Source organism: Acinetobacter sp. YH12027 (assembly GCF_013420085.1).
Classification (GTDB): domain Bacteria; phylum Pseudomonadota; class Gammaproteobacteria; order Pseudomonadales; family Moraxellaceae; genus Acinetobacter; species Acinetobacter amyesii.
In genome coordinates, this window is sequence record NZ_VOYW01000012.1 from 44147 (window position 1) to 70293 (window position 26147).

At 37.1% G+C, this 26147-nt stretch carries 21 protein-coding genes; 17 read left to right on the plus strand and 4 right to left on the minus strand.

What is annotated here, in order from left to right; genetic code table 11:
- Window positions 1-67: 67 nt before the first annotated feature.
- Genes FTT94_RS05690 through FTT94_RS05700 form a run of 3 tightly spaced genes read right to left on the minus strand, consistent with a single transcriptional unit; the run spans window position 68 to window position 3754 of the window.
- Window positions 68-2254, minus strand: coding sequence for a polysaccharide biosynthesis tyrosine autokinase (locus tag FTT94_RS05690; RefSeq protein WP_218955984.1), 2187 nt, complete (start codon window positions 2252-2254; stop codon window positions 68-70).
- A 16-nt stretch (window positions 2255-2270) separates the two neighbouring features.
- On the minus strand, window positions 2271-2699 hold the full coding sequence (locus FTT94_RS05695; protein ID WP_180170377.1) for a low molecular weight protein-tyrosine-phosphatase: 429 nt from the start codon (window positions 2697-2699) through the stop codon (window positions 2271-2273).
- A complete protein-coding gene (locus tag FTT94_RS05700; RefSeq protein ID WP_180170413.1) occupies window positions 2699-3754 on the minus strand; it encodes a polysaccharide biosynthesis/export family protein in 1056 nt (351 codons plus the stop codon). Before FTT94_RS05700 ends, FTT94_RS05695 begins: the two co-directional genes overlap by 1 nt.
- Before the next feature lie 516 nt (window positions 3755-4270).
- Here FTT94_RS05700 and tviB point away from each other — a divergent pair.
- The 17 genes from tviB to FTT94_RS05785 all read left to right on the plus strand — a co-directional run bounded on the left by tviB (window position 4271) and on the right by FTT94_RS05785 (window position 24664).
- The gene (gene tviB, locus FTT94_RS05705) at window positions 4271-5548 is read left to right on the plus strand and encodes a Vi polysaccharide biosynthesis UDP-N-acetylglucosamine C-6 dehydrogenase TviB (RefSeq protein WP_180170378.1); all 1278 of its coding nucleotides are present in this window, start codon (window positions 4271-4273) and stop codon (window positions 5546-5548) included.
- Window positions 5549-5558: 10 nt separating this feature from the next.
- Window positions 5559-6680: a non-hydrolyzing UDP-N-acetylglucosamine 2-epimerase gene (gene wecB / locus FTT94_RS05710; protein WP_180170379.1), complete on the plus strand. Its 1122-nt coding sequence runs from the start codon at window positions 5559-5561 to the stop codon at window positions 6678-6680.
- A complete protein-coding gene (locus FTT94_RS05715) occupies window positions 6680-7744 on the plus strand; it encodes a glycosyltransferase family 4 protein (protein ID WP_180170380.1) in 1065 nt (354 codons plus the stop codon). The genes wecB and FTT94_RS05715 overlap by 1 nt, the downstream gene beginning before the upstream one ends.
- Window positions 7734-8462 carry a lipid II flippase family protein gene (locus FTT94_RS05720; protein ID WP_180170381.1) on the plus strand — a complete coding sequence of 243 codons (729 nt, stop codon included), beginning with the start codon at window positions 7734-7736 and terminating at the stop codon, window positions 8460-8462. The genes FTT94_RS05715 and FTT94_RS05720 overlap by 11 nt, the downstream gene beginning before the upstream one ends.
- A 1-nt stretch (window position 8463) precedes the next feature.
- On the plus strand, window positions 8464-9756 hold the full coding sequence (locus FTT94_RS05725; RefSeq protein WP_180170382.1) for an O-antigen ligase: 1293 nt from the start codon (window positions 8464-8466) through the stop codon (window positions 9754-9756).
- A gap of 37 nt (window positions 9757-9793) precedes the next feature.
- Window positions 9794-10966 carry a nucleotide sugar dehydrogenase gene (locus tag FTT94_RS05730; RefSeq protein ID WP_180170383.1) on the plus strand — a complete coding sequence of 391 codons (1173 nt, stop codon included), beginning with the start codon at window positions 9794-9796 and terminating at the stop codon, window positions 10964-10966.
- A gap of 8 nt (window positions 10967-10974) precedes the next feature.
- Window positions 10975-12231, plus strand: a complete 1257-nt coding sequence (locus tag FTT94_RS05735) for a glycosyltransferase family 4 protein (protein WP_180170384.1) — start codon at window positions 10975-10977, stop codon at window positions 12229-12231.
- 22 nt (window positions 12232-12253) lie between these two features.
- Window positions 12254-12898 (plus strand): sugar transferase, encoded by a 645-nt coding sequence (locus tag FTT94_RS05740; protein WP_180170385.1) that lies wholly within the window; start codon window positions 12254-12256, stop codon window positions 12896-12898.
- Between the two features lie 35 nt (window positions 12899-12933).
- A complete protein-coding gene (locus FTT94_RS05745; protein WP_180170386.1) occupies window positions 12934-13971 on the plus strand; it encodes a GNAT family N-acetyltransferase in 1038 nt (345 codons plus the stop codon).
- A 7-nt stretch (window positions 13972-13978) separates the two neighbouring features.
- Entirely contained in the window at window positions 13979-14593 is a 615-nt protein-coding gene (locus FTT94_RS05750; RefSeq protein ID WP_180170387.1) for a GNAT family N-acetyltransferase, read from the plus strand.
- 8 nt (window positions 14594-14601) lie between these two features.
- Window positions 14602-15777 carry a DegT/DnrJ/EryC1/StrS aminotransferase family protein gene (locus FTT94_RS05755; RefSeq protein WP_180170388.1) on the plus strand — a complete coding sequence of 392 codons (1176 nt, stop codon included), beginning with the start codon at window positions 14602-14604 and terminating at the stop codon, window positions 15775-15777.
- Window positions 15778-16037: 260 nt separating this feature from the next.
- Window positions 16038-17912 carry a nucleoside-diphosphate sugar epimerase/dehydratase gene (locus FTT94_RS05760; protein WP_180170389.1) on the plus strand — a complete coding sequence of 625 codons (1875 nt, stop codon included), beginning with the start codon at window positions 16038-16040 and terminating at the stop codon, window positions 17910-17912.
- A gap of 88 nt (window positions 17913-18000) precedes the next feature.
- Window positions 18001-18882 (plus strand): UTP--glucose-1-phosphate uridylyltransferase GalU, encoded by an 882-nt coding sequence (galU, locus tag FTT94_RS05765; RefSeq protein ID WP_180170390.1) that lies wholly within the window; start codon window positions 18001-18003, stop codon window positions 18880-18882.
- A 139-nt stretch (window positions 18883-19021) separates the two neighbouring features.
- Complete coding sequence (locus FTT94_RS05770; RefSeq protein ID WP_180170391.1) at window positions 19022-20290, plus strand: nucleotide sugar dehydrogenase; 1269 nt, start codon at window positions 19022-19024, stop codon at window positions 20288-20290.
- A 14-nt stretch (window positions 20291-20304) separates the two neighbouring features.
- On the plus strand, window positions 20305-22011 hold the full coding sequence (gene pgi / locus FTT94_RS05775; protein WP_180170414.1) for a glucose-6-phosphate isomerase: 1707 nt from the start codon (window positions 20305-20307) through the stop codon (window positions 22009-22011).
- On the plus strand, window positions 22004-23026 hold the full coding sequence (gene galE, locus FTT94_RS05780; protein ID WP_180170392.1) for a UDP-glucose 4-epimerase GalE: 1023 nt from the start codon (window positions 22004-22006) through the stop codon (window positions 23024-23026). The genes pgi and galE overlap by 8 nt, the downstream gene beginning before the upstream one ends.
- A 195-nt stretch (window positions 23027-23221) precedes the next feature.
- Window positions 23222-24664 carry a capsule assembly Wzi family protein gene (locus FTT94_RS05785; protein ID WP_180170393.1) on the plus strand — a complete coding sequence of 481 codons (1443 nt, stop codon included), beginning with the start codon at window positions 23222-23224 and terminating at the stop codon, window positions 24662-24664.
- A 106-nt stretch (window positions 24665-24770) separates the two neighbouring features.
- Here the strand turns inward: FTT94_RS05785 and FTT94_RS05790 are convergent, their stop codons facing one another.
- Complete coding sequence (locus FTT94_RS05790; protein WP_180170394.1) at window positions 24771-26141, minus strand: phosphomannomutase CpsG; 1371 nt, start codon at window positions 26139-26141, stop codon at window positions 24771-24773.
- Window positions 26142-26147: the final 6 nt, after the last annotated feature.

A 26147-nucleotide genomic window follows, 5' to 3' on the forward strand; every position in this document is an offset into this window, starting at 1 on the left:
CATGCAACATAAATTTCGAAAATAAAAAAAGCCACCGTATTCGGTGGCTTTTTTGAATAGGCTTGAATTAGTCTTGGTCTTTTGAAGCTTTATAACCATAAGAATAGTTATAGCCATAACCATAACCAGCTGAGCTACGTTGAATGTCGTTTAGAATAATACCATTGACCTTCACACCCACTTGTTCAAAGCGGTTCACGGTTAACTCTAGTTCTTTCAACTGAGTTTTTGCATAACGAGCAATCACCAAATTCACACCAGCATATTGCGAAATAATGATACCGTCTGTCACCGCAAGTACAGGAGGGGTATCAATGATCACATGATCAAACATCGGTGAAATCAAATCTAAGAATTCTTTGAATTTACCAGAACTTAAAAGCTCAGATGGATTAGAAGGGCTTTTACCACGAGTAATCACACTCAAATTTGGAATTTCAGTGGTTTTAATGATGCTGTCTAGATCACGCTGACCATTTAAATACTCAGAAAGGCCTGGTTGGTTATCATGATTGAAGTATTTGTTTAAATAACCACGACGTAAATCGGCATCAATAATTAAAACACGTTTATCACTTTGCGCAAGAATCGTAGCTAAATTGGTAGAAATAAATGATTTACCGACTTCAGGCGCAGGCCCTGAAATCATGATCAGGTTGTTTTTTGCAGATGTCAGTGCAAAGTGAATGGCTGTACGCATGCTACGCAAACTTTCAATCGCAATATCATCGCTATTTTTAACTGCAAGTACAGGAATGGTCTTTTTCTTCTTGAGTAACTTGATGCGACTTTCTTGAACAAGCGAACGTGGAACGGTGGCATAGACAGGAAGATCCAGAGTGTTTTCAATTTCTGAAGAATCTTTAATTCCCGAACGAAGCATGTTACGTAGTAGTGCAAGTAATGTACCGAGGAAACCACCGAGGAAAATTGAAAGTATCAAGATTTGTAGTTTTTTTGGTGCAATCGGTTGAATTGGCTCTACAGCAGTATCCACAATACGGACATTACCAATTTCACCAGCTTTGGCAATACGAAGCTGTTGGTAAGAATTCAACAACGCTGTATAAAGTTGTTGTTTCACTTCAACTTCACGATAGAGCTGTAAATAACGACGTTGTAAGTCTGGTAATTTTTTTAAGGTGGTATTGAGTTCACCAATTTTGCTATTGATTGCACCTAATTGGGCATTCATTTGTTGCATCACTGGATGTTCACTAGTGTACTTCGCAGAAGCTTCAGCAACTTTTTGCTCTAATTCAGCTTTTTGAGTTTCAAGAGTGACACTTTGAGTTAAATATAGTTCAGATTCTTTAGTGACATCTACCGTATTAAATTCTTGACGGAATTTGTTAAATTCGCGTTCCGCAACATCCAGTTGTTGTTTTAGTTCAGGTAGTTGCTCATCCAAGAACTTTAAGGTCTGTGCACTTTCAGCCGAACGGCGTTCAATATTTTGTTGGCTATAGGCTGCTAAAATTGAATTGAGTACTTGGGTAATATGTTCTTTATCTTGACCCAGATAATTTAATCCAAGGACACCGGTCATTTTCCCTTTTTCAGCAACCGAAAAATTCTCTAAAATATTATCAACTGCAGCAGGTAAAGATTGCTTTTGAATTAGGTAGTGATCTTTTAACTTGTCGCGGGTAAAAATCGAAATATCCCACGATCCATCAGTGGTGCGTAATGAATTCGCTTGATTGAGCTTCGCAGTCAGAATTTTTTCTTCAGTTTCGGTATCTATCAGTGTAATGAGATTATCTTCAAAGCTTAAACTGAGGTCTTTATCACGATATACGTTAGGCACATTAAATTGACGGACTTCAAAACTTTTTTCATTGTCTTTAAAAGTTACTGATTTATTTTTATATTCAGTCACATAGTCATGTGGAGAAAATAGGCGATCAATAAATGAATTCTCTGTACCCGAAACTTTAAGATCAAGATGCAAATTTTGAATCACAGTACCTAGAACTAAGCGTGATTTTAAAATTTCAATTTCTGCTTGAGCCGGTTGCTTTTGATCAATCATGCTTGATAGATCACCCAAGAGTGCTGCTGAAGTTCCTTTACTTTCCTCAACCTGTACCAGTGCATTTACTGCGTAGGTATCAGCTGTAGTTCTTAAATAAAGTAGGGCGCAGACGAGACTTAAAATTACACATAAAGCAATTAACTTCCATTGTGCAATCAGAGAGAAAAATAATTCTTTTAAATCAATTGTATCTTCTGTATTGGTATTTTGGCTCATAATCGTACATCAAAAGTTAAATATGTTTAGTCCAATCCGCAACGCAAGACTGGATCAATTGTGAAGTTTGGTCAAAAAAGGCCTGATCATGCTGGTATGGATCGGGAACATTTTTACCTTGCCAATGACCTAAACGAAAAGTCTTTCCTTTTGCAAATGGCCATGTCTGTTCAATATGCTTTTGTTGATTTGAACTCATGACCAAAATTAAATCTGATTTTTTGATCAGTTCAGCATTTAATTTTTGGGCAATATGTCCACTCATATCTATCCCAATGAGTTGCATACAGTGTTGCGCTTTTTCATCTGCTGCATGTCCAATCATGCCTGAGATTCCAGCTGAATAAATATTCAGGTCGGGATGATCTTTTTTTAGGAGATACTCAGCCATTGGACTACGGCAAATATTACCCACACAAACGACGAGGATATTCTTAAAATGCATTATTGACCCATTCTATCAAAGTTATAAATTATATTTGAGAATGGAATCACCTGATTGATTACACGTTGCCAACGTGCCAACCCAGATGCATCGATATAGACGATATCATTACTACGCATTTTAAATTGATTGGCCAAACCGAAGTCACCAATACTGGTCAAATCTAAATGATAAATTTCAGTCATTGGGCTATTCATGTCACTGCGAACTACATAAATTTTACCTCGACTCGCTGAAAGTGAGTTAATCCCTAGACTTTCCCCGAGGACATCACTTAAGCTCATGCCTTGTTCACGCATGGGTAAAGATTGGTTTTTTCCAGACTCTCCCATCACATAAATTTTTTGGTTTTCACGGGAGTTGACATAAATTGTGTCATTCGGTTTGATGAGTAAGTTGTGTAGAGAATATCCAGCTTTTTCAAGTTCAATACTATTGAGTACATAACTTTGACCATTTCTAACCAAAGTTAATGAGGCATTGTCACCAAATTGACTATTTACACCACCGGCAAGGCCAAGCGCAGTGTAGATGCTTGTAGGCTGATCGGTAAGGTTAAACTGACCGCCTTTCATCACATTACCTTGTACTGAATAACGTTGGCCTTGGTAGGAAAGCACACGAACGATCACATCGGGTGTTTTTAAGTAACGCGAGAGTTGACTGCGCAATTCCTGATTGACTTGAGTGAGTGATTTACCTGCTGCTTTATAGCGACCAATAATCGGAAATTGAATATAACCGCTTTGATCAATTTGATAGCCATTCGACTTGATGGCTTCTTCATTATTAATCGTATTGGTCGGTGGGGTGATTTCAGGATAAGCCCATAAGTAAATGGATAAAATATCACCCGGATTTAAATGATAACTTTTTTGTTGTTGATTGAATAGATGGGCAAAATTTTGTTGATTAATTTGTGCAGGCTGAACCGCTGCTAAATTATCTTGGGATAATTTAATCACATTTACAGTAGACCCGAGCTCAGTCTGATAAGTGCCTTCTTTAGGAAGGTCATATGTTTGAAGACCTGATGTAATTGCACAACCCGTCATACCTAAACTGAGTGCTAACAAGAAGCTATAACGATAGTAACTCACTCGAAATCCTACTTATAAAAATAATTGAATTGTAAAAAAGGCAATCGCCTGATTTTTAAAATATATAACGGAACATTTTATACTATGTAAAGTAAACATCCTAGGATTTGCTGTCAAAATGTGTTGCTACAGTGTAATGATTATAGTGTGAAATAAAACACATAATTTAGGGGTAAGTGAATTATATATTTTTTTAATTGAAGATTTAAATTTATGCGGGAATGCTGTAGACCTCTTGCGAAAGTATTATTTTTGACTATGTTAGACTTTGATATTTATTTAAAAATCAACGTTTATCACTGATTAAATTTTGACTAACGCAAGAGGTCTTGTGTGTAAAAAACAAACAATTACTGCATGCGTATAAATACAGATTACGAAAAATAATAATTACCAAAAAATAAAAGGGTTATTTCTGCTATATTATAAGGCGTTTTCACATGATTAAATCATAAATTATAAGGCACTGGAATGTTGCAACTCTCGGAACTAAAAATTGCAATTATTGGACTAGGTTATGTTGGCTTGCCTTTGGCAGTTGAGTTTGGCAAGAAAGTTCCGGTAGTTGGGTTTGATATTTATCAGCAGCGAATTGATGAACTTAAGAGCGGGAGAGATCATACACTAGAAGTGTCGCCAGAAGAGTTAAGTCAATCTGCTAATGTATGTTATTCATCAAATATCAGTGATTTAGTGGGGTGTAATTTTTTTATTGTCACAGTTCCTACACCCATTGATGATTTTAAACAGCCTGATTTAACGCCACTTATTAAAGCTTCTGAAAGTATTGGTTTTGTATTAAAAAAAGGAGATATCGTAGTTTATGAATCTACGGTTTATCCTGGAGCAACAGAAGAAGCATGTATCCCTGTTTTAGAAAAAAAATCAGGTTTGAAATTTAATCAAGATTTTTATGCGGGCTATAGCCCCGAGCGCATTAACCCAGGCGACAAGAATCGCCGTGTGACTAATATTTTAAAAATCACTTCTGGATCGACTCCAGAAGTAGCCGAATTTATTGATCAAACCTATAAAATGATTATTGAAGCTGGAACATATAAAGCATCAAGTATTAAGGTTGCTGAAGCGGCTAAAGTAATTGAAAACACACAGCGTGATGTCAATATAGCATTGATTAATGAATTAGCGCTGATCTTTAATAAAATGGGTATCGATACGGAAGAGGTATTGCAAGCTGCAGGGACGAAATGGAATTTTTTACCTTTTCGCCCAGGTCTCGTTGGCGGACATTGCATTGGTGTGGATCCATATTATTTAACTCACAAAGCACAATCAATTGGACTTCATCCAGAGATTATTTTAGCGGCTCGTCGCCTAAATGACCGTATGGGGGAATATGTTGCAACTCAATTAATTAAAGAAATGGTGAAACAGCGAATACAAGTTGTTGGCTCTAAAATCCTGATTATGGGGCTGAGTTTTAAAGAAAACTGTCCAGATATCCGAAATACCAAAATTGTAGATATGGTCAATGCGCTGAAAGAATACGAATTGGATTTAGATATTTACGATCCTTGGGTTGATCCTGAAGAAGTGGAGATGGAGTATGGTCTTGCTCCTGTAATGAAATTAATTCCAAATAGCTATGATGCAATTATTTTGGCTGTTTCACATGATCAATTTAAGGCAATGACTGCGCAGGAACTACAGGGCTTAGGAAAGTCAAAGCATGTTCTATATGACTTGAAATATATTTTGGATAAAAAAGATAGTTCACTACGTTTGTAAGGTAAAAATTGTGAAAAGAATATTATTGGTTTTTGGTACACGTCCAGAAGCGATTAAAATGGCGCCTTTGGCGCTCCAGTTGCTGCAGGATTCTAATTTTGAAACTAAAGTATGTGTAACTGGCCAGCACCGTCAAATGCTGGATCAAGTGCTTGAGCTTTTTAATTTAGAACCTGATTTTGATTTGAATTTGATGAAGCCGGGTCAAACGCTTTCAGACGTGACTTCCGGTGTTTTGAAAGGTTTAGAACAAGTTTTTGCAGAGTGGACACCAGATGTGGTGTTAGTGCATGGTGATACTGCCACCACATTCGCCGCCTCTTTAGCCGCATATTATCATAAAATTGCAGTAGGTCATGTAGAAGCAGGATTGCGTACAGGCGATATTTACTCACCTTGGCCAGAAGAAGCCAACCGTAAACTTACAGGCGCGTTAACCACTTATCATTTCGCGCCGACTCAGTCTTCTTATAATAATTTAATTAAAGAAAATATAGACCCGAAAAATATTACCATCACAGGCAATACAGTTATTGATGCTTTGCTTACTGTAAAAGAAAAGGTTGAAACAGATCGGGCGGTTATTGCTCAGTTTGAGCAGCAATTTAACTTTTTAGATTCGACAAAAAAACTAATTTTGGTGACTGGTCACCGCCGAGAAAACTTTGGTCAAGGCTTTTTAAATATTTGTACAGCATTGGCAAATATTGCAAAACAGTACCCTGATGTGCAAATTGTATACCCTGTACACTTAAACCCAAATGTACAAAAGCCTGTGAATGAATTGCTATCGGGTATTTCTAATATTTATTTAATAGCACCGCAAGACTACTTACCTTTTGTGTATTTAATGAACCGCAGTTATTTGATTTTAACCGACTCTGGCGGTATTCAGGAAGAAGCCCCTTCTTTGGGTAAGCCAGTATTGGTGATGAGAGATACAACCGAGCGCCCAGAAGCGGTAGAGGCAGGAACAGTCAAACTTGTAGGCACAGATGCAGCACTTATACAACAGTCTGTGGTTGAGCTGCTAGAAAATACTGAATTATATGAAACAATGGCAGCAGCACATAATCCGTATGGGGATGGACTGGCGAGCGAGAAAATAGCTGATTTCTTGAAAGAGGATTAATGATGAAGTTGCTAGTGCTTGTGCAAAACTATCCTACTAAGGATAATCCTTATGCTATGTCTTATGTGCATTCTAGAAATATAATATATATTGAGAACAATTATCACGTTGATGTATTAAGCTTTAGTGCACATGAATATTATAATTATGAAGGTATTAATATTTTTCCTGAAAGAAGTATCAATTTTGAAAATTATGATGTAATTATTTCCCATGCTCCAAATCTAAAAAATCATTATAGAGTACTAAGAAAATTACATTCAAAAAAAATTTTTTTTATTTTTCATGGACATGAAGTTCTTAAAGGGTATTTAGATTATCCAACACCTTATAGTTGGATAAAACAAAGTTTTGTTAAGTCAAAAATTCAGCAATATTACCAATTTTTTAAATTAAAAATTTTAAAAAATTGGTTAACAGGTCAATTTTCCCAAAAAAATACATTAGGTATGATTTTCGTTAGTGAGTGGATGAGGGAAAAATTTATAAAGAATTTAGGTTTTGAGCCAGAAAGTTATTCAAAAACAGTGGTTATACCGAATGCAGTAAATAATGTATTTGTTAATAAAACTTATAGCCCAAAAAGTGAAAATTTACTGGCAGACTGTGTGACAATTCGACCATTTGATGAGTCTAAATATGCTTTAGATTTAGTGTTAGAGTTGGCAAAATTGAATCCAAATAAGACATTCCATATTTATGGTAAGGGAAGGTATTTTTATTACAATCAATGTCCAGAAAATGTAAAAGTTTTTGATAGATTTATTGAACAAAAAGATATTGCTGATTTATTGAATTGTTATAGGTGTGCTGTTATGCCAACAAGATTTGATTCACAAGGTGTAATGATGTGTGAAATGGCTACTTTTGGCATTCCTTTAATTACAACAAACTTTTCTGTATGTTTAGAAATGTTAAATGAATTTGATAATGTTAAATTTTTTGATTTAAATAGATTTGCTCAAGATATTGGTGAAATTGGTAAAGGTCATACTGTTAATAAAATAAAGTTTAATCCTTATAGATTAATTGATGAAGAGTTAAAGTTTTTTCATGGATTATAAATTTTTAATATTAGTTGTAATTATATGTTTTAGCTGTATTCAATTAATTGAAGTATTGTCATTTATTGCTCGAATATCTGGGGTTAAAGAGAATAAAAAATCTTTAGCTTATAGTCTTCAGAATGCAGTTTTCATGTTAACTCGTTTGTTTACTTTAGCATTAATGCCTTTATTGGGTTTTCTTGTAGATCATGGTATTAATAAGCAGGACTATTTAATAATGGTATCAATGGCCTTAATTTTTGGGTCATTAATGGGTTTTTCTGTTTATTTTTTAAGAAATCGTGTAGTTAATGTTTTTTCCGAAGTTATAAATAAGATTGCGAAGGGCGGAGGGGTTTTTAGGCAAATAGTATTACTTCCCTTTTATTTTATAAAAAGCAAAGGAATTGAGGAAAAATATAAGATAATACTTTATAAGGATATATTTTTAAGCTCTGCTGTTGTTTTTGGCATCTATAGTCTTTCTGTATTTATAGTCTTCTATATAGCTTTGTTTTTCCCAGACTATAGAACAACAATTACTCAAATGTCTGGTGTGACAAATGCTTTTGCAACTATTTTTTTAACATTTTTTATTGAACCTAAAATTTCACGAGCAATAGACAGTAATGATGATATTGGGGTGGGTACTAATATGCTATTCTCTTTAATACTTGGAAGAATATTAGGTGTGGGACTCTTGGGTGGTGTGTTGTTGGTTCTGGTGATTTTATAATATGAATATTATTTTGGATAAAAAAAATACCTTATTCTATATTGTTTCAGTTTTTATTTTAACTAGTCCAGGGATATCTTACTCTATTTTTTATCCTTATCATATTCTAATACCTTTTTTGTTAATTTTTTTTCTTTCTTATATATCTAGACAATCTTTTTTTATAAATAAGTTTAATTTATATTTTATTGTTTTTTTTATCTACATCATATCAACAGGGCTTCTTTTAGATTATTATGAGCTTTATTTTAATTATATTTTTTATTCTTTTATTTCTATTACCTGCCTAATGTTTTCTTTTAATTTCCTATTGATAAAAAAAGATGTCGATAGTGTTTTAAAGATGGTTGTTTTATATGTATTTGTAATAATTATTTTGGCATTCTTGGAATCTGTGAATATAGTTCGTTTGCCTTTTTCCCCTTATTCTCAATATTATAGCTATTTTGGTAAAACTATTGATATGTCAGAGTGGACAGAAGAAGTTTTTAATTATAATACACAAAAACCGACAGTTTTTACTGGAAACCCCAATACATTCGGTTTTTTATTGATGGTCTATTTCCCATTTATTTTCTTATTGAAAAATAAAATTATTAAAAGTGTTCTTTTAGCAATGGTTGTTTTTTCTATTTATAAAATCGACTCTAAAATGATATTTATGACCTTTGTATTTATTGTTTTTTTGAAGTTTATAATATTAAATGAGAGAAAATTGATTTCTTTTCTATCTATACTGTTTTTAGGTTTTACTTTATATCCAGCTTTTTTGTATTTGCAGACTCAAGGTTTGCTAGAGGGAAGGATGTTTAATGCAATAAATGAACTTCTTGTTGGTATTGAGTATATATCAGGAAATTCTAATGTATCAGAAATGAATTCGACAGGGCAAAGAGCTTTATTATATTCAATAGGTATAGAGAAATTTACTGAAAACTTTTTTTTGGGAATGGGTTGGTCAGGAATTGAGGGGTATTTAACGCATGTGATGGGAGAGAAGGTAGCATTTCATAATTTTTTCTTAATGATGCTTGTTGATTTAGGTATATTAGGTTTTTTAGTCTTTTCTCTTTTTTACTTTTATGTACTTAAAGGTCTATATAAGGGAATGAAAGAGTATAGAGATACGAAATTGGGAAAAATTTATGAAGCTTTTTTTATAGGTGTTATAGCCTCTATACTTTGCTCAATAGCACCTAGTGGGATTGTATATTTATTGCCTTATTGGTTTTTTATTGGTATATCTTTATTTATGGCTTATAGATATAAAGAAATATCAGCATATTATAAATGATTTTAGTGTGTAATTTTATCGTTGGTTGAGTTTAATAATGTCTAAGTTAATATGTGTTGTAGGTTTGGGTTATGTTGGTCTTTCTAATGCAATATTACTGTCTCAAAGAAATAATGTTGTTGCCATTGATACTAATGAAAACCGTATAGCTTTAGTAAATCAGAGAAAATCCCCAATTCAAGACATTGAGATTAGTTCATATCTAAAAGAACATAATTTAAATTTAACAGCTACAGCTAATTGGAAGAAGGCTTATAGCCAGTCTGAAATTATTATTATTGCAACACCTACAGATTATGATGAAGAAAAAAATTATTTTAATACTTCATCTGTAGAATCTGTTATTGAAGATATACTTTCTGTTAACTCAAAAGCTTTGATAGTAATAAAGTCAACTATTCCTGTGGGTTTTGTTAATAAAATTAAAAAAGTATTTAATACTGAAAATATTATTTTTTCTCCAGAATTTTTAAGAGAGGGAAAAGCTTTATATGATAACTTGTATCCATCTAGAATTATTGTAGGTGAAAAATCTGAGAGAGCACGTGAATTTGCTAATTTATTATTAGAAGGTGCAGTGAAGAAAGATGTAGAAATACTTCTTACTAACTCTAATGAAGCAGAAGCAATTAAACTGTTTGCAAATACTTATCTAGCGTTAAGAGTTTCTTTTTTTAATGAATTAGATACCTATGCGGAGTTGAAAAATCTTGATACAAAACAAATTATTGAAGGTATTAGTTTAGATCCAAGAATTGGGAACTATTATAATAATCCTTCTTTTGGTTATGGTGGTTATTGTTTGCCTAAAGATACTAAGCAGCTATTGGCTAATTACAAGGATGTCCCTAATGATATAATAACCGCAATTGTAAATGCTAATAGTACAAGAAAAAAATTTATTGTAGACCAAATTTTATCTAAAAACCCTAAAGTAGTAGGAGTTTATAGACTAATTATGAAGCATGGTTCAGATAACTTTAGATATTCAGCAATTCATACTATAATTTCATTACTTCAGAAATCAGGTATTAAAGTTGTTATTTATGAGCCCACCTTAAATTTGAATATATTTAATGATTGTCCTGTAGAGCATAACCTTATTACCTTTAAAAGTAATTCAGATTTGGTGCTAACAAATCGTATGGATGATGACTTGTTGGATATTGCTGAAAAAATTTATACACGCGATATTTTTAATAATAATTGAGTTCAATTATGAAGATTATATATTTTCATCAGTATTTTAATACACCAGAAATGTCTGGTGGTACGCGTTCATATGAAATGGCAAGACGTCTTGTTGCTGCTGGGCATGAAGTTCATATGATTACATCTTGGGTTAATGAAACAGATCAAAAAGATTGGTATATAACGAATGAAGCAGGAATTAATGTTCATTGGTTCCCCAATTATTATAATAATAAAATGTCTTATATAGATCGAATAAAAGCATTTTTTAGATTTGCTTATCATGCGGCTAAAAAGGGAAAGACTTTCAAAGATGCTGACATTGTTTTTGCAACAAGCACGCCTTTAACTATTGCTTTACCTGCTGTGTCTACAGCAAAAAAACTAAATGTACCTATGGTATTTGAGGTGAGGGATTTATGGCCAGAACTTCCAATTGCAATGGGTGCTTTAAAAAATAAATTTACACAAAAGTTGGCATATTTATTGGAAAGTTGGGCTTATAAAAACTCTGATTCTATAATTGCACTTTCACCTGGTATGCGAGAGGGAATAGTTAAAGCGGGTTACCCATATAACAAGATTGCTGTTATTCCTAATAGTTCGGATAATGAGTTGTTTGAAATAGATTTTTCGCTAGTAAATAATTTTAGGTATAAATTTGATTGGCTTGGTGAGCGAAAATTGGTCGTTTATACAGGGACTTTTGGTATTATAAACGGTGTTTCCTATTTGGTTGATTTGGCGGAAGAAGTTTATAAAATAGATTCTGAAATTCGTTTCTTATTAATAGGAGCGGGAGCTGAGTTTGAATTAGTGAAAGAATATGCTAGAAAGAAGGGGGTTTTAAATATTAACTTATTTATTATGGAGAGTATTCCTAAAAAAGAAATTCCTATTGTATTGAAGGCTGCAACTTTAAGTACTGCACTTTTTATTGATAAACCTGAAATGAGGGCAAATTCAGCTAATAAGTTTTTTGATTCTCTGGCTGCTGGTACTCCTATATTAATTAACTATGGTGGCTGGATGGTCGATATTATTGAACATAATAATTGTGGTTTGGTAGTATGGAATAAAACTATAGAGCAAGCTGCTATAGATCTAGTAGATTTTCTTATGGATGAAAGTAAGCTAACTCAAGCTGTAAGTAATGCAAAAAAACTAGCTCAAACACAATTTGATAGAGATAATTTAGCAGTGCAATTTTCTAATGTTTTAGATTTTACATTAGATAAACGGAGTCAATCTGTCTCAAATATTACCGAGCATTACTATCCATAGTCATAACTTTATGAAGATTAATATGTATAAACATGTAACTAAAAACTACATTGATATTATTTTAGGTATATTAATTTTTATTATTTTAATACCTTTTTTAATATTGATCTCAATTCTAGTTTTTTTCTCTATGGGCAGTCCAGTTTTCTTTAAACAAGAAAGAATTGGAAAAAATAATAAACCTTTTATCATGTATAAATTCAGAACTATGCGTGAGCCTAGAGAAGGTGAAAATCGATTGTTGTCCGATGCAAGCCGTGTCACAAAAGTAGGTGCTTTTTTAAGAAAAACAAGTCTAGATGAATTACCAGAAATCATAAATGTGATTAAGGGGGATATGAGTCTAGTTGGACCACGACCATTATTAGATTTACATTTAGAGCTTTTTGATGAACATCAAAAGAGGAGGCATGAGGTTAAACCAGGTATGACAGGTTTAGCACAGGTCATGGGGCGACAGTCGTTAACATTTAAACAAAGAACTGATTTAGATATTGAGTATGTAAAGAATCTAAATTTTTGTTTGGATGTAAAAATTATTTTTAAAACTTTTTTGGTCGTATGTGGGGCCGATGGCATTAAAACTGGTCAAAAAATTGAAGAGGTTGATGACTTGGGTATTTTGGATCTTTTGGAAAAAAAAGATAAAGAAAATACTAAGAAGTAACTTCTTTGTAGCCTCTCTTTTATGTGGATAGATAGATGACTTACAATGTTTATAGGATTAATGAAGCTAATACGTTTTTTGAAAATGAACTTTTAACTAATTTTGATGCTGATATATATCATACGAAAGAGTGGGTCAGCAGTTGTGAGCTTAATGAGGGTGATGAATTATTTTATTTATTAATTGTTTGTCAAGCTGAAAAAGCTTTTTTTCCTTTGATAAAAAGATTAATAAAAGATACTGATTATTTTGATTTTTTTACTCCATATGGTTATGGAGGAGTCGCTTTTAGTTTAAATGCTTCACTTGATTTTAAATTAAATGCTCTAAATTATTTGAAAAATTATTTAATTAAAACTAATTGTGTTAGTGTTTTTCTTAGATTGCATCCGTTGTTAAATGATGGGCTTGATAAGTCGCCTTTTTATTTTGATAATGGTCTGACTTTAAGTGTGGACTTAAATAGGGAGTACTCCGAAATTCAACAAAAATATTCATCAGGTCATAAATATGATTTAAAAAAGTCAAATAAAAACAATAATTTAACTTTGGTTGATGATGAGGGTTTTTTATATTATAAGGAATTTTTAGATATATATATAGAAACAATGAAGTATCTTTCTGCTTCAGAATTCTATTTTTTTAACGAAAACTATTTTTTAGATTTAAAAGAAAAATTAGGAAAAAAGCTTAAGTTGGTAGTCGTTAAATGTGGTAATCAAGTGATAGGAGCATCCTTATTTTTATTACACAATACGATTATACAATATCATTTGTCTGGCACATCTATAGAAGGAAGAAAATATCAACCCTCTAAAATTATACTTGATTATATGATTAAGTGGGGTGTTGAAAATAATTATTCAGTATTACATTTAGGAGGTGGAGTTGGTGGTAATACAGATGCCCTTTACAAATTTAAAAAGGGTTTCTCCGCTACTGATATGAAATTTTCTACTATAAGAATGGTGGTAAATGAAGATGCTTATCAAGAACTTTCATTAAAATCAGGTTTTAGTATCGATGAAATATCGAATTTATCTGATTTTTTTCCTATTTATAGAAAGAGTTAAGATAGTAATGATTAAAGGAAATAAAATTTCTCTGAGACCACTAGAATTGTCAGACGATATTCTATTACAAAGTTTGTTCAACGAACCTGCTGTATCTCAGCATGTTGTTGGTTGGTCATTTCCAGTTTCACTGCATTCACAAAAAAAATGGATTGAGAGTCAAGGGAGTAGTAGTGGCTCTAACTTTAGGTTTGTTATTGTAGATAATGAAAGCGGAAAAAGCATTGGTATTACTGGATTATGGGAAATAGATTTACATAACGGTTCTGCTACTTCTGGAATAAAAATATTGGCTGATTATACTAAGTCTGGTTTAGGTACTGAAACGATTAAACTAGTCACGGCTTGGTCTTTTTATAATGTAGGTTTAAGGCGTTTAGTGGCTCCAATACTAGACTTTAATGGACCAAGCCTTGGTCTTTATATGAAAAAGTGTGGTTGGAGGCTTGAGGGGCGTCAACGTGAAGCAATATTCCGTAAAGGAGAATGGCATGATCTCTATAGCGTAGCTATTCTTAAGCGAGAGTTTGATGCCCAACCAGATGCAATTGAATTTATAAATGTTGTTTGTCCTGTAGATACCACACCTAATATTGATATTAATTGCCAAGATTATATTTAAGGAAAAAAATGCTAAACACTGCCTTTGAACCATGGCCAAGCTTTACTCAACAGGAAGCAGATGCCGTATCTCAAATATTGCTCTCGAACAAAGTAAATTACTGGACCGGGCAGGAATGTCGCGAATTTGAAAAAGAATTTGCCCGCTTTGCAGGAACTCAATATGCAGTGGCACTGGCCAATGGCACAGTTGCACTGGATGTGGCCTTAAAAGCTCTTAATATTGGTGCAGGTGATGATGTCATTGTCACCTCACGGACCTTTTTAGCGTCGGCAAGCTCCATTGTGACTGTCGGGGCCAATCCGGTTTTTGCTGATGTAGAGCTCGACTCACAAAATATTTCTGCTCGCACCATTGAAGCGGTACTGACTCCAAATACCAAAGCCATTATTTGTGTGCATTTGGCAGGCTGGATGTGTGATATGGACCCGATTATGCAACTTGCAAAAGAAAAGGGGCTGTATGTGATTGAAGACTGTGCACAGGCACATGGTGCGATGTACAAAGGTAAATCTGCAGGTTCAATTGGACATATTGGTGCGTGGTCTTTCTGTCAGGACAAAATTATGACCACAGGTGGCGAAGGCGGTATGGTCACCACTAATGATGAAAACCTATGGAAAAAAATGTGGTCGTACAAAGACCACGGTAAAAATTACGACAGCATTTATCACAAACAGCACCCACCGGGTTTCCGTTGGTTACATGACTCATTTGGCACCAACTGGCGCATGATGGAAATGCAAGCAGTGATTGGACGTATTCAATTACAGCGCATGCCAGAATGGACACAAAAACGTACCGAGCATGCACAGCGCATTTTAGCAGCGTTTCAGGACAGTCCATATTTTACTGTGCACTATCCAAACAGTGACTATGTACATGCCAACTACAAGTGCTATGTGCAGGTAAATAGCGAACAGTTACCTGTGGGTTGGTCACGTGATCGTATCATGCAGGAAATCAATGCGCTGAATGTACCTTGTTTTAGCGGCTCATGTTCAGAAGTGTATTTAGAACACGCCTTTGATGGCACCGCATGGCGACCTGCACAGCGTTTGGTCAATGCACAGCAATTGGGCGAAACCAGTTTAATGTTCTTGGTACATCCAAGCTTAAGCGATGACAGTATCACAAAAACCATTGCGGTAATTCAACAGGTGATACAACAGATGGCAGGCTAAGTCATACTTGTGATGCAGCCCTAAAGAGGTGATCTTCATCTTGTCATAGTGCATAAAGGGCTGCGTCAGGTTTTAGTTGGTGCAGCTTTACATAATTAGGCTATTGCAGCGCGATAGAGTCATCTAATCTTTAAACCGAAAACAGAGTAAAATATTGCAAAGTCATATATCTTACTTTTATAAAAATAGTGTGAACTGAGGGTTGTTTTAAGATATCTCATCCAAACCATCCTCAGTAAAAAATTGAGAAGTTTCTTTCCGTGAAATCCATTATCGAACCTGCTGTAGAATCCCCCCGCTTAGTCAAACTTGCATTTTTAATGGTGCTGGACTTTTGTGTATTTCCTGTATTGCTGTGGCTATGTTATGCCATTCGTCAGTTTGATTTGGGGGCAGAAGTTGTACCCAATTTGGCTTTTGGTTCGGTATGGGTGAGTGTGATTGCAGTTATATCGCTGTTTATTTTTGGGGTGTATCGCTTTATTGTGCGCACCTACAGCGAACTGTTTATGGTTAAATTGGGGCTAGGCACCTCTTTGACTGTGGCTGGGTTGTATGCTTTGGCTTATTTTACCGATGCCTTTATTCCCACCTCTATTCCGCTCATGTTCGGATTTCTCATGTTCGCATGGGTTTGGTTTAGCCGTGGCTTTATTCGCTTTATCGTGCGTTCTTATTTACAAGCCGATGTACAAAAAAAACGTGTGGCGATTTATGGCGCAGGCAATGCAGGACAGCAAATTGCAGCAGCACTATACAATTCCGATGAACACTTACCCGTGTTGTTTATTGATGATGATCCGTCACTCACTGGGCAGCAGTTGGGACGTTTAAGAGTTTATGACGCAGACAGCGCATTAAAATTTCTGGCTAAAAAAAATGTCGATGAAATTTTGATTGCACTGCCTTCTGTAGGACGGATGCGTAAAAGTGAGATCGTCAAATTCTTAGAGCCTGCACATATTAAAATTACCGAAATTCCAGGACTGACCAAACTGGTCGATGGTGAAATTCGCGTATCGGATATTCAGGAAGTCGATATTATTGACTTGCTTGGGCGTGATCCTGTGCCGCCAGTCCCCGAACTGTTGGCTAAAAATATTCAAGACAAAATGGTCTTGGTCACAGGCGCGGGTGGTTCTATTGGTTCTGAACTGTGTCGCCAAATTGTCAAAAATAAACCCAAAGCCTTGGTAATTTATGAACTGACCGAATTTGCCTTATATAGTATTGACAAAGAATTACGTTTAAATAGTGATGTCACGATTATCCCGATTTTAGGTTCAGTGCTCGATCAGGCCAAACTAGAGCGAGTGATGGAGCAGTATAGGGTTCAAACTGTGTACCATGCGGCTGCTTACAAACACGTGCCCTTGGTAGAATGCAACCCATTGGCAGGTCTGAAAAACAACGCCATTGGTACGGCATTTAGCTTAAATGCAGCGGTCAAAACAGGTGTAGAAACCTTTGTACTCATTTCTACCGATAAAGCCGTGCGTCCCACCAATGTCATGGGTGCTTCCAAGCGAATGGCGGAGTTGTATTGTCAAGCGATGGCTGAGGCTCAAAACCAAACACAAATTAGTATTGTTCGTTTTGGTAATGTTTTAGGTTCTTCCGGTTCAGTTGTTCCTTTATTTAAGCAACAAATTGCCATAGGTGGTCCAATCACCGTCACCCATCCTGAAGTCACCCGTTACTTTATGACCATTCCAGAAGCCTCGCAATTGGTGATTCAGGCGGGTGCTTTAGGTCAGGGGGGCGATGTATTCCTGCTGGATATGGGGGAACCTGTACGCATTCAGGACTTGGCCCGTCAAATGATTGCACTAAGTGGTTTAAAAGTACGTGAAACAGGCAGTCAGGAAGGTGATATTGAAATTCAATATTCAGGTTTACGCCCAGGCGAAAAACTCTATGAAGAATTGTTGATTGATTCAGACAATACCGAAATTACTCAACATAGCCGTATTTTACGTTCTTTTGAAAAAATGTACCCGTTAGATGAATTGCTGTTGGTATTTGAACGTATGCATGACTTAACTGCAATTCAAAGTGATATCGACTGGGCTTTGGCACAGCTGGAACACTATGTTGATGGTTATGTACGTGGTACAGAAATTAAGGTGAACTAAATTTCAAAAACTAAGTTGAAGTAAGTCAGTTCAACTTGTTGATGAGTAAAATTTAACTAAAAAATTTGTGTGAAATTAGGTATCTGAGATGATTAAAAAAGCCATTTTACCCGTTGCAGGTTTAGGCACCCGTTTTTTACCTGCCAGTAAATCTATCCCTAAAGAAATGGTGACCGTGGTCGATCGTCCTGCGATTGAATATGTAGTGCGCGAGGCAGTTGCAGCAGGGATTGAGCAAATTATTTTGGTGACCCATTCCTCTAAGGCCTCCATTGAAAACTACTTTGACCGTAACTTTGAGTTAGAAACCACTTTAGTACAAAAACAAAAATTGGATTTGCTCAAAGAAATTACCGAAATTTTACCTGCACATGTCAGTGTCGTGAGTGTACGTCAGCCACAACCTTTAGGCTTAGGGCATGCGGTTTTATGTGCTAAATCTGTAGTGGGCAATGACGCCTTTGCAGTGCTGTTACCCGATGTATTGGTTAAAGATGATGCTGCACAAAATGACTTAGCGCGTATGATTCAGCGTTTTGAGCAAAGCAACGCTGCACAGATTATGGTTGAAGCAGTGCCAGATCATTTGGTCGATCAATACGGTATTGTCGATGTAGCCGCAGCACCTGCTGAAGGTGAAAGTACCGTGATGCAGGGCATTGTCGAAAAACCTGCAGTAGGCACGGCACCTTCTAATTTATCGGTGGTGGGGCGTTACGTCTTGCCTGCAGAAATTATGACTTTACTTGAAAACACCCCTAAAGGGGCGGGCAATGAAATTCAATTGACCGATGCGATTGCCATGTTGCAGCAAAATAGTGTGGTGGAAGCTTACCGTATGCAAGGTCAGACTTTTGACTGTGGCAGCAAGTTGGGTTACTTAAAAGCAGTGTTGCATTATGGACTCGATCATCCAAAATTAGGCGATGATTTTAAAGCCTTGATTCAAGAGTTAAAGCTTGAGTCATAAAGGTGATTAAGGGGGGGGAGATTAGAAAATCTCTCCTAGCCTCCCTTCTTACGCAAGAATTTAAAGCAGTGCTTAAACTCTTGCTCAGGGAGGAACCCACGTGAAGTAAACAGCATCAACCAATACACAGGAACACATTTTGAAAGTCGCAGTCTTTGGAAAAACCCTCTATGCAGGCGTGATGTCTGCACTCTTGGCAGAATGTGGGCATCACGTCTATTGGTGCGATATCTTTCAGGATGCTGCTCATCCACTCGAACAGCAACATCTCAGCTTTCAAGACCAAGCTTTGAGCCTGTTATTACAACAACAATGCAGCAAAGGCTTTTTACACTATTGTGATTTTGCTGCGTTGCCTTTAGATGTGGATGTGTATTTACTCAGTTTGAACCCGACTGAAGAAGCACACGCCTTAACCGTTTTGAGGCAGTTGCAACAACGTCCGATTATTCATCCTAAACTGATGATCAATGCCTCGACTTTGGGTTTAAATGGCACACAGCGCCTGCAAAAAATCTTGCCACAAGATGACTGGATGTATTTGCCCGACATGATTCAAGAGGGCAATGCCATTCAAAGTATGACCCGCGCACAGCAACTCACGGTGGGTTGTGAAAATGAACGTGCGCAAGTCAAACTCAAAGAATTACTCCGCCCCTTATTCCCACGTGCGCAGCAATATCTGTTTATGCCTGTGTTGGATGCAGAATTTACCAAACTGAGTATTTCAGGCATGTTGGCGACTCGTATCAGTTATATCAATGACTTGGCGGTGGTGGCAGAAAAACTGGGAATTGATATTGAGCATGTGCGGCAGGGTATGGCGGCAGATAGCCGTATTGGTGCATCATATATGTATCCTGGTGCGGGGTTTGGTGGTGAAAACTTTAGTCATGATATTCAGACTCTGGCCAGTACCGTATCCACCACAGGGGTGAAAAGTCAGCTGTTGGCGCAGGTCTGGGACATTAATGAACAACAAAAAGAACTCTTGTTTAGAAAGCTATGGAATTATTATCAGGGTGATTTAAACGGCAAAACTGTGGCGATTTGGGGCGCGGCCTTTAAAGAAAATACAGCACGGGTGCAACATTCTCCCATTCATGTGATGTTGCCTGCGTTGTGGGCGCAGGGTGTGACGGTAAAACTGCACGATCCACAAGCTTTGCCTGAAATTGTGGCACAGTATGGCCAGCGTGATGATCTGATTTTATGTGCAGACCAATATCAAGCGGTAGAGGGGGCATCGGCATTATGTGTGTTGACTGCGTGGAAACAATATTGGAGTTTAGATTATCCAACTTTGTTGCAGCAGATGCAGCATCCGCTGATTTTGGATGGTCGTAATATTTATGATCCTGAATTTGTGAAGGCACAAGGTTTTGCTTATATGGGAGTAGGTCGCTAATGATTCGTAGCACAATGCCACAGACGCAAACCTCGATATCCCAAAGTGACAATGCTTTGCCGCAGTTACAACAATTACAGCAACAGTTTCAGCAACTGCATTTAAATCAGCTGTTTGCTCAAGATCCACAGCGTTTTCAGCGTTTCTCGGTGGCTTTGGACAGCGTGCTGTTTGACTATAGTAAGCATCGGATTGATGCCAAGGTGTTGCAGACTCTGGTTCAGTTTGCACAGCAGCGTCAGCTTGCTGAGTGGATTGGACGTTTATTTTCAACGGCAACGGGCTCAGAGAAAATCAACTATACCGAACAGCGCGATGCGATGCATTGGGCCTTGCGTTTGCCTGCGACCAGTACAGCAGCATGCGCTTCCGAACAGACCGATGCCTACGCTGCATTGACTGAGCAAGTGCATACCCAGCTTGAGCGTATGTATGCCTTGGTGGAAAAAATCCATGCAGGCCAATACCGTGGTGCCACGGGTGAAGTGATTCAGGATGTGGTCAATATTGGGGTCGGTGGGTCAGACTTAGGACCGCTGATGGTCAGTCATGCTTTATCTGACTTTAAAAAAGCCACGCAAAAACCGCTTAATATGCATTTTGTGTCGACGATAGACGGTAGCCAGCTTTCAGATTTATTGCATCAACTTCGCCCTGAAACCACGCTGTTTATTATTTCCTCTAAATCCTTTGGGACGATTGATACCTTATCCAATGCGCAAACGGTGCGTTTATGGCTTGAAAAAGCACTTGGACAAGAATCACAAATTTTAAAACATCATTTTATTGGCGTATCAACCAAAGCAGATAAAATGACCGAATGGGGCATTGCCGCTGAAAATCAATTTTTGCTTTGGGATTGGGTCGGTGGTCGCTATTCACTCTGGTCATGCATCGGCTTACCGATTGCACTGACGATCGGGGTTCAAGGTTTTAAACAGCTATTGGCAGGTGCTCATGCCATAGATCAGCATTTTCAGACTGCACCCTTTGAACAAAATATTCCTGTATTGATGGGTTTATTGGGGGCTTGGAATAATAATTTTCTTGATATTCAAACCCATGCGGTATTGCCTTATGACGGACGTTTGAAATATTTCGCCTCTTATTTGCAGCAGTTGGAAATGGAGTCGAATGGTAAGTCGATTCAGCGTAATGGTCAAAAAGTTAATTGGGATACCTGTCCGATTATTTGGGGCGAAGTGGGTCCGAATGCACAGCATGCTTTTTACCAATTATTGCATCAGGGCAGTCAGGCCGTCAGTTGTGATTTTATTGCCCCGGTACAGCGTTATAAGGCGCAACAATTTACCTATGTCGATAATGCAGAGGCGCTAGTTGAACAGCATCATTTGGCCTTATCCAATTGCTTGGCGCAATCGCGCTTGCTGGCATTTGGTAATCAAGCATTAGATCAAAATGAAGTGCAAAATTTGCCTGAATATAAAAAATATGAAGGCAATCAACCGAGTTCAACCATTTTATTGCAAGAACTGAATCCTTATAGCTTGGGTATGCTAATCGCGATGTATGAACATAAGGTATTTGTACAATCAGTGCTTTGGAATATCAATCCTTTCGATCAATGGGGCGTAGAAAAAGGTAAGGAAATTGCCAATCAGTTACTACCTATTTTGAATGGGGAACAGAATGATCTTTCTGCGCTAGACGCCTCAACACAAGGTTTATTGCAGATACTATTAGGAAAGAATAATGGCTAAAATTTTAGTAACTGGTGGTGCGGGTTATATTGGTTCACATACCTGTATTGAACTTTTAACCGCAGGGCATGAAGTTGTCGTACTGGATAATTTATCCAACAGTTCTGTCGAGTCATTAGCACGTGTTCAGGCACTGGCAGCTAAAAAATTAGACTTTGTTGAAGGCGATATCCTCGATCAGCAGATTTTAGAGCAAATTTTTCAAGAGCATCAGATTGATGCGGTGATTCATTTTGCAGGTTTAAAAGCCGTGGGTGAAAGTCAGAAAGAGCCGCTAAAATATTTTGAAAACAATATTTCGGGTTCGATTAGTTTGGTCAAAGCCATGGAACGTGCTCAAGTGTTTAAGCTGGTGTTTAGTTCATCTGCGACGGTTTATGATGAAGCCAATGTATCGCCATTAAATGAAGACATGCCTACAGGTATGCCAAGCAACAACTATGGCTACACCAAACTGATTGTTGAGCAGTTGTTGGAAAAACTCTCGGCTGCAGATGAGCGTTGGTCGATTGCCTTGCTACGTTATTTTAACCCGGTGGGCGCACATCAGAGTGGTCAAATTGGCGAAGACCCGCAAGGGATTCCGAATAACTTAATGCCTTATGTCACTCAAGTGGCAGTTGGTCGCCGTGAAAAATTAGCAATCTTTGGCAATGATTATGACACGCTAGATGGTACGGGTGTACGTGATTATATCCATGTGGTGGATTTGGCCAATGCACATTTATGTGCCTTACATAATCGCTTAAATGCACAAGGATGCCGCGCTTGGAATATCGGCACAGGCAATGGAATTTCGGTTAAACAAATTCGAGATACCTTTGAGAAGGTGAATGGTGTTGAGATTCCATTTGAATATGTGCCGCGCCGCGAGGGAGATGTGGCAACGTCATTTGCCGATAATGCCCGTGCAGTCGCAGAATTAGGTTGGCAGCCTGAATATGGGTTAGAAGATATGTTGAAGGATAGCTGGAACTGGCAAAAGTTGAATCCTAATGGGTTTAATCAGAGTTAAATCTCAGCTTTGAGATTCATCTAAGAATGTATGGCTAATGCGATAGAGCTTTAGCCATACAAAACACTGAATATCATGCCCGTTTGAATTTAAGATCAAATTGTGTATGGATTGTGCAAATAATCTAGTACTTATTTTCTTTTATCTAAAAAAAATCGCTATGATATGTGATAGATAAACTAATTTAAAAAATTTATGACATATCAAAACCTTAGAACTCTATCATTTGCAATATTATCTACTTTAGCTTTGCCCGTTGCTGCTCAAGGGATTGTATTAAATAACCAAGATGTACGCACAGATTTAAATTGGTTAAATCAACAAGGCGTGATTCAAATTAGTACATCAACCTGGCCTTTGAGCGGCGATGAAATTCAGCGTGCTCTGTCAAATGCCAAAATTGAAAATCTAGCTCAGCAGAAGGTTTTCAATTCAGTTAAAGCCAGTCTGGAGGCTGAAAATACGTCTGTGAAGTTGGCACTATTCGCTGAAACAGATCCACAAAATATTCCGCAACAATTTGCAGATGAGCAAAAGTCTCAATATCAAGCAGCGCTTGAATTGAATGCTGGCGGCGCGCAGTGGGATGCAAGACTGCGTGTCAATGCTGAAAAAGATCCGATCATTGATCATGGGCAGGATGTCAATGTAGAAGGCTCATATCTTGCGGGTAAATGGTGGAATCAATGGCTCATTGCTGGACAAATCCCGACCTATTGGGGACCAGGACATGATGGCAGTCTAGTTCGAGGTGATGCGAGTCGTCCAGTCTATGGTTTGACCATGCAACGCGCTGAACAAAACGCATTTGAAACAAAATGGTTGTCTTGGATTGGACCTTGGCAATATCAAGCCTTTGCAGGTCAATTGGATGATTACAATGCGATTGCAGATGCAAAATTATTAGGTTTACGCGTCACCGTTCAGCCACTGTCTTATTTGGAGCTAGGCGCTTCTCGGATGCTTCAGTGGGGTGGGGAAGGACGTTCAGAAAGTTGGGATTCTCTTTGGAATGCAATTAAAGGCAATGACAACTTTTATGATGGCAATCTAGATAAGTCTAATCAAATTGCGGGTTTTGATGCACGCCTTAATTTAAACCACTGGAGTGGTGTCCCGATTAGCCTTTATGGGCAATATGTAGGTGAAGATGAAGCTGGGCTTCTTCCTTCAAAAAAAATGTATTTAGCAGGTGTCGATTATTCTTCACAATTAAATAATTTACCTCTGCAGGTGTATGCAGAATGGGCTGATACTCGAACCAATGGAGACGTACAAGGTATTTCCTATAATCATTATATTTATAAAGATGGTTATTACCAACACGGCTTCCCGTTAGGGCATGCCATGGGCGGGGATGGTCAAATGGTAAGTTTCGGTGGAGACATTCGCTTTGATGTTATGAATCGCTTAAATGGGCGAGTAATGGTGGCCAAAGTGAATCAGTCAAATTCGATAAATAATCAGGCATTTACTCAAAAAGATGAAATTAAAGCTTTAGATCTTACTTGGACACATTACTTAAAACCAAATGCGCCATTGAAACTGAATGGATGGGTGAGTGATTCTGATGTCTATGGTCAAGATGCGGGAGTGTCTATCGGAGTCGAAATTCCATTGGATCGTTCATTATTTTAATCAGTTGTCAGCTTAAATAGAATTTCTTTCTAGTTGAGCTAAGAAAAAAACCATTCAACTTAATGAATAAGTTGAATGGTTTTTTTTATTGGAATGCAGAACAATACTAACCTTGAATCAGCTGTGTTAATTCATCCACGTAGGCTTGCATCGGTTTCGGATTTTGGTCTTTACGGCTTTCAATATTGAGACGTAATAAAGGTTCAGTATTGGAAGCACGTACATTTAGACGCCATGCACCAAAATTCAGACTGACACCATCCGTTTCATCAATTGCAGGATTTTGATCGGCAAAGTGATCAAAAATCTTTTGAATGGTGGCTTGAGTATCCGCAACTTTAAAATTGATTTCACCCGAACAAGGGAACTTTTCAATCATACCTTCAACCAGTGAAGACAATGTTTGCTGGGTTTCTGAGAGTACAGAAATTGCCAATAACCAAGGAATCATACCACTGTCACAGTAAGCAAAATCACGGAAGTAATGATGCGCTGACATTTCACCGCCATACACTGCATTGTGCTCACGCATTTTTTCTTTGATGTATGAATGCCCTGATTTAGACTGAATGGCTTCACCTTGGTATTGTTCAATGACATCAAAGGTATTCCATACAAGACGTGGGTCATGCACAATTTTTTCACCAGCTTGCTTGAGTAAAAATGCTTGAGCTAAGAGTCCAACAATATAATAGCCTTCAATAAATTGACCTTTCTCATCAAACAGGAAACAGCGGTCAAAGTCACCATCCCAAGCAATGCCCATATCCGCAGCATGTTCAAGCACTGCATTTTGAGTACTGTCACGATTTTCAACTAAAATTGGGTTGGGAATACCATTCGGGAAAGTACCATCGGCATCATTGTAAATTTTGACAAATTCAACAGGCATATTGAGCTGTTTAAATTTTGCTTCAATGGCATCAACCACATGACCAGCAGCGCCGTTACCCGCATTCATGACCAATTTGAGTGGGCGAATTTTGGCAGGATCAATATAAGACATTAAATGATCAATATATTCAGGAAGAATATTGTATTTTTCAGTTTTGCCTTTAGTGATAACTTCATTAAAGTTGCCTGATTCAGCCAATAAGCGAATTTCTTTTAACCCTGAATCGGCTCCAATCGGACGTGCATTTTCGCGGACCAATTTCATGCCGTTATAGTCCATCGGGTTGTGGCTTGCCGTGATTTCGATCCCACCTTGAACATCTAGATGAAAGGCACCGAAATAGACTTCTTCAGTCCCCGTCATACCTAAATCTAATACATCAACACCCGCATCATTCAGACCTTTGATGGTGGCTTGTTTTAAATCTTCACTGCTGAGACGGATGTCGCAGCCCACAACCACTGTTTTAGGTTGATAAATTTGCCCATAGGCACGGCCAATTTTATAAGCAATCTCTTCATTGAGTTCTGTACCAAGTTTGCCGCGAATGTCATAGGCTTTAAAACAAGTAAGTTGTGTCATCTAAAT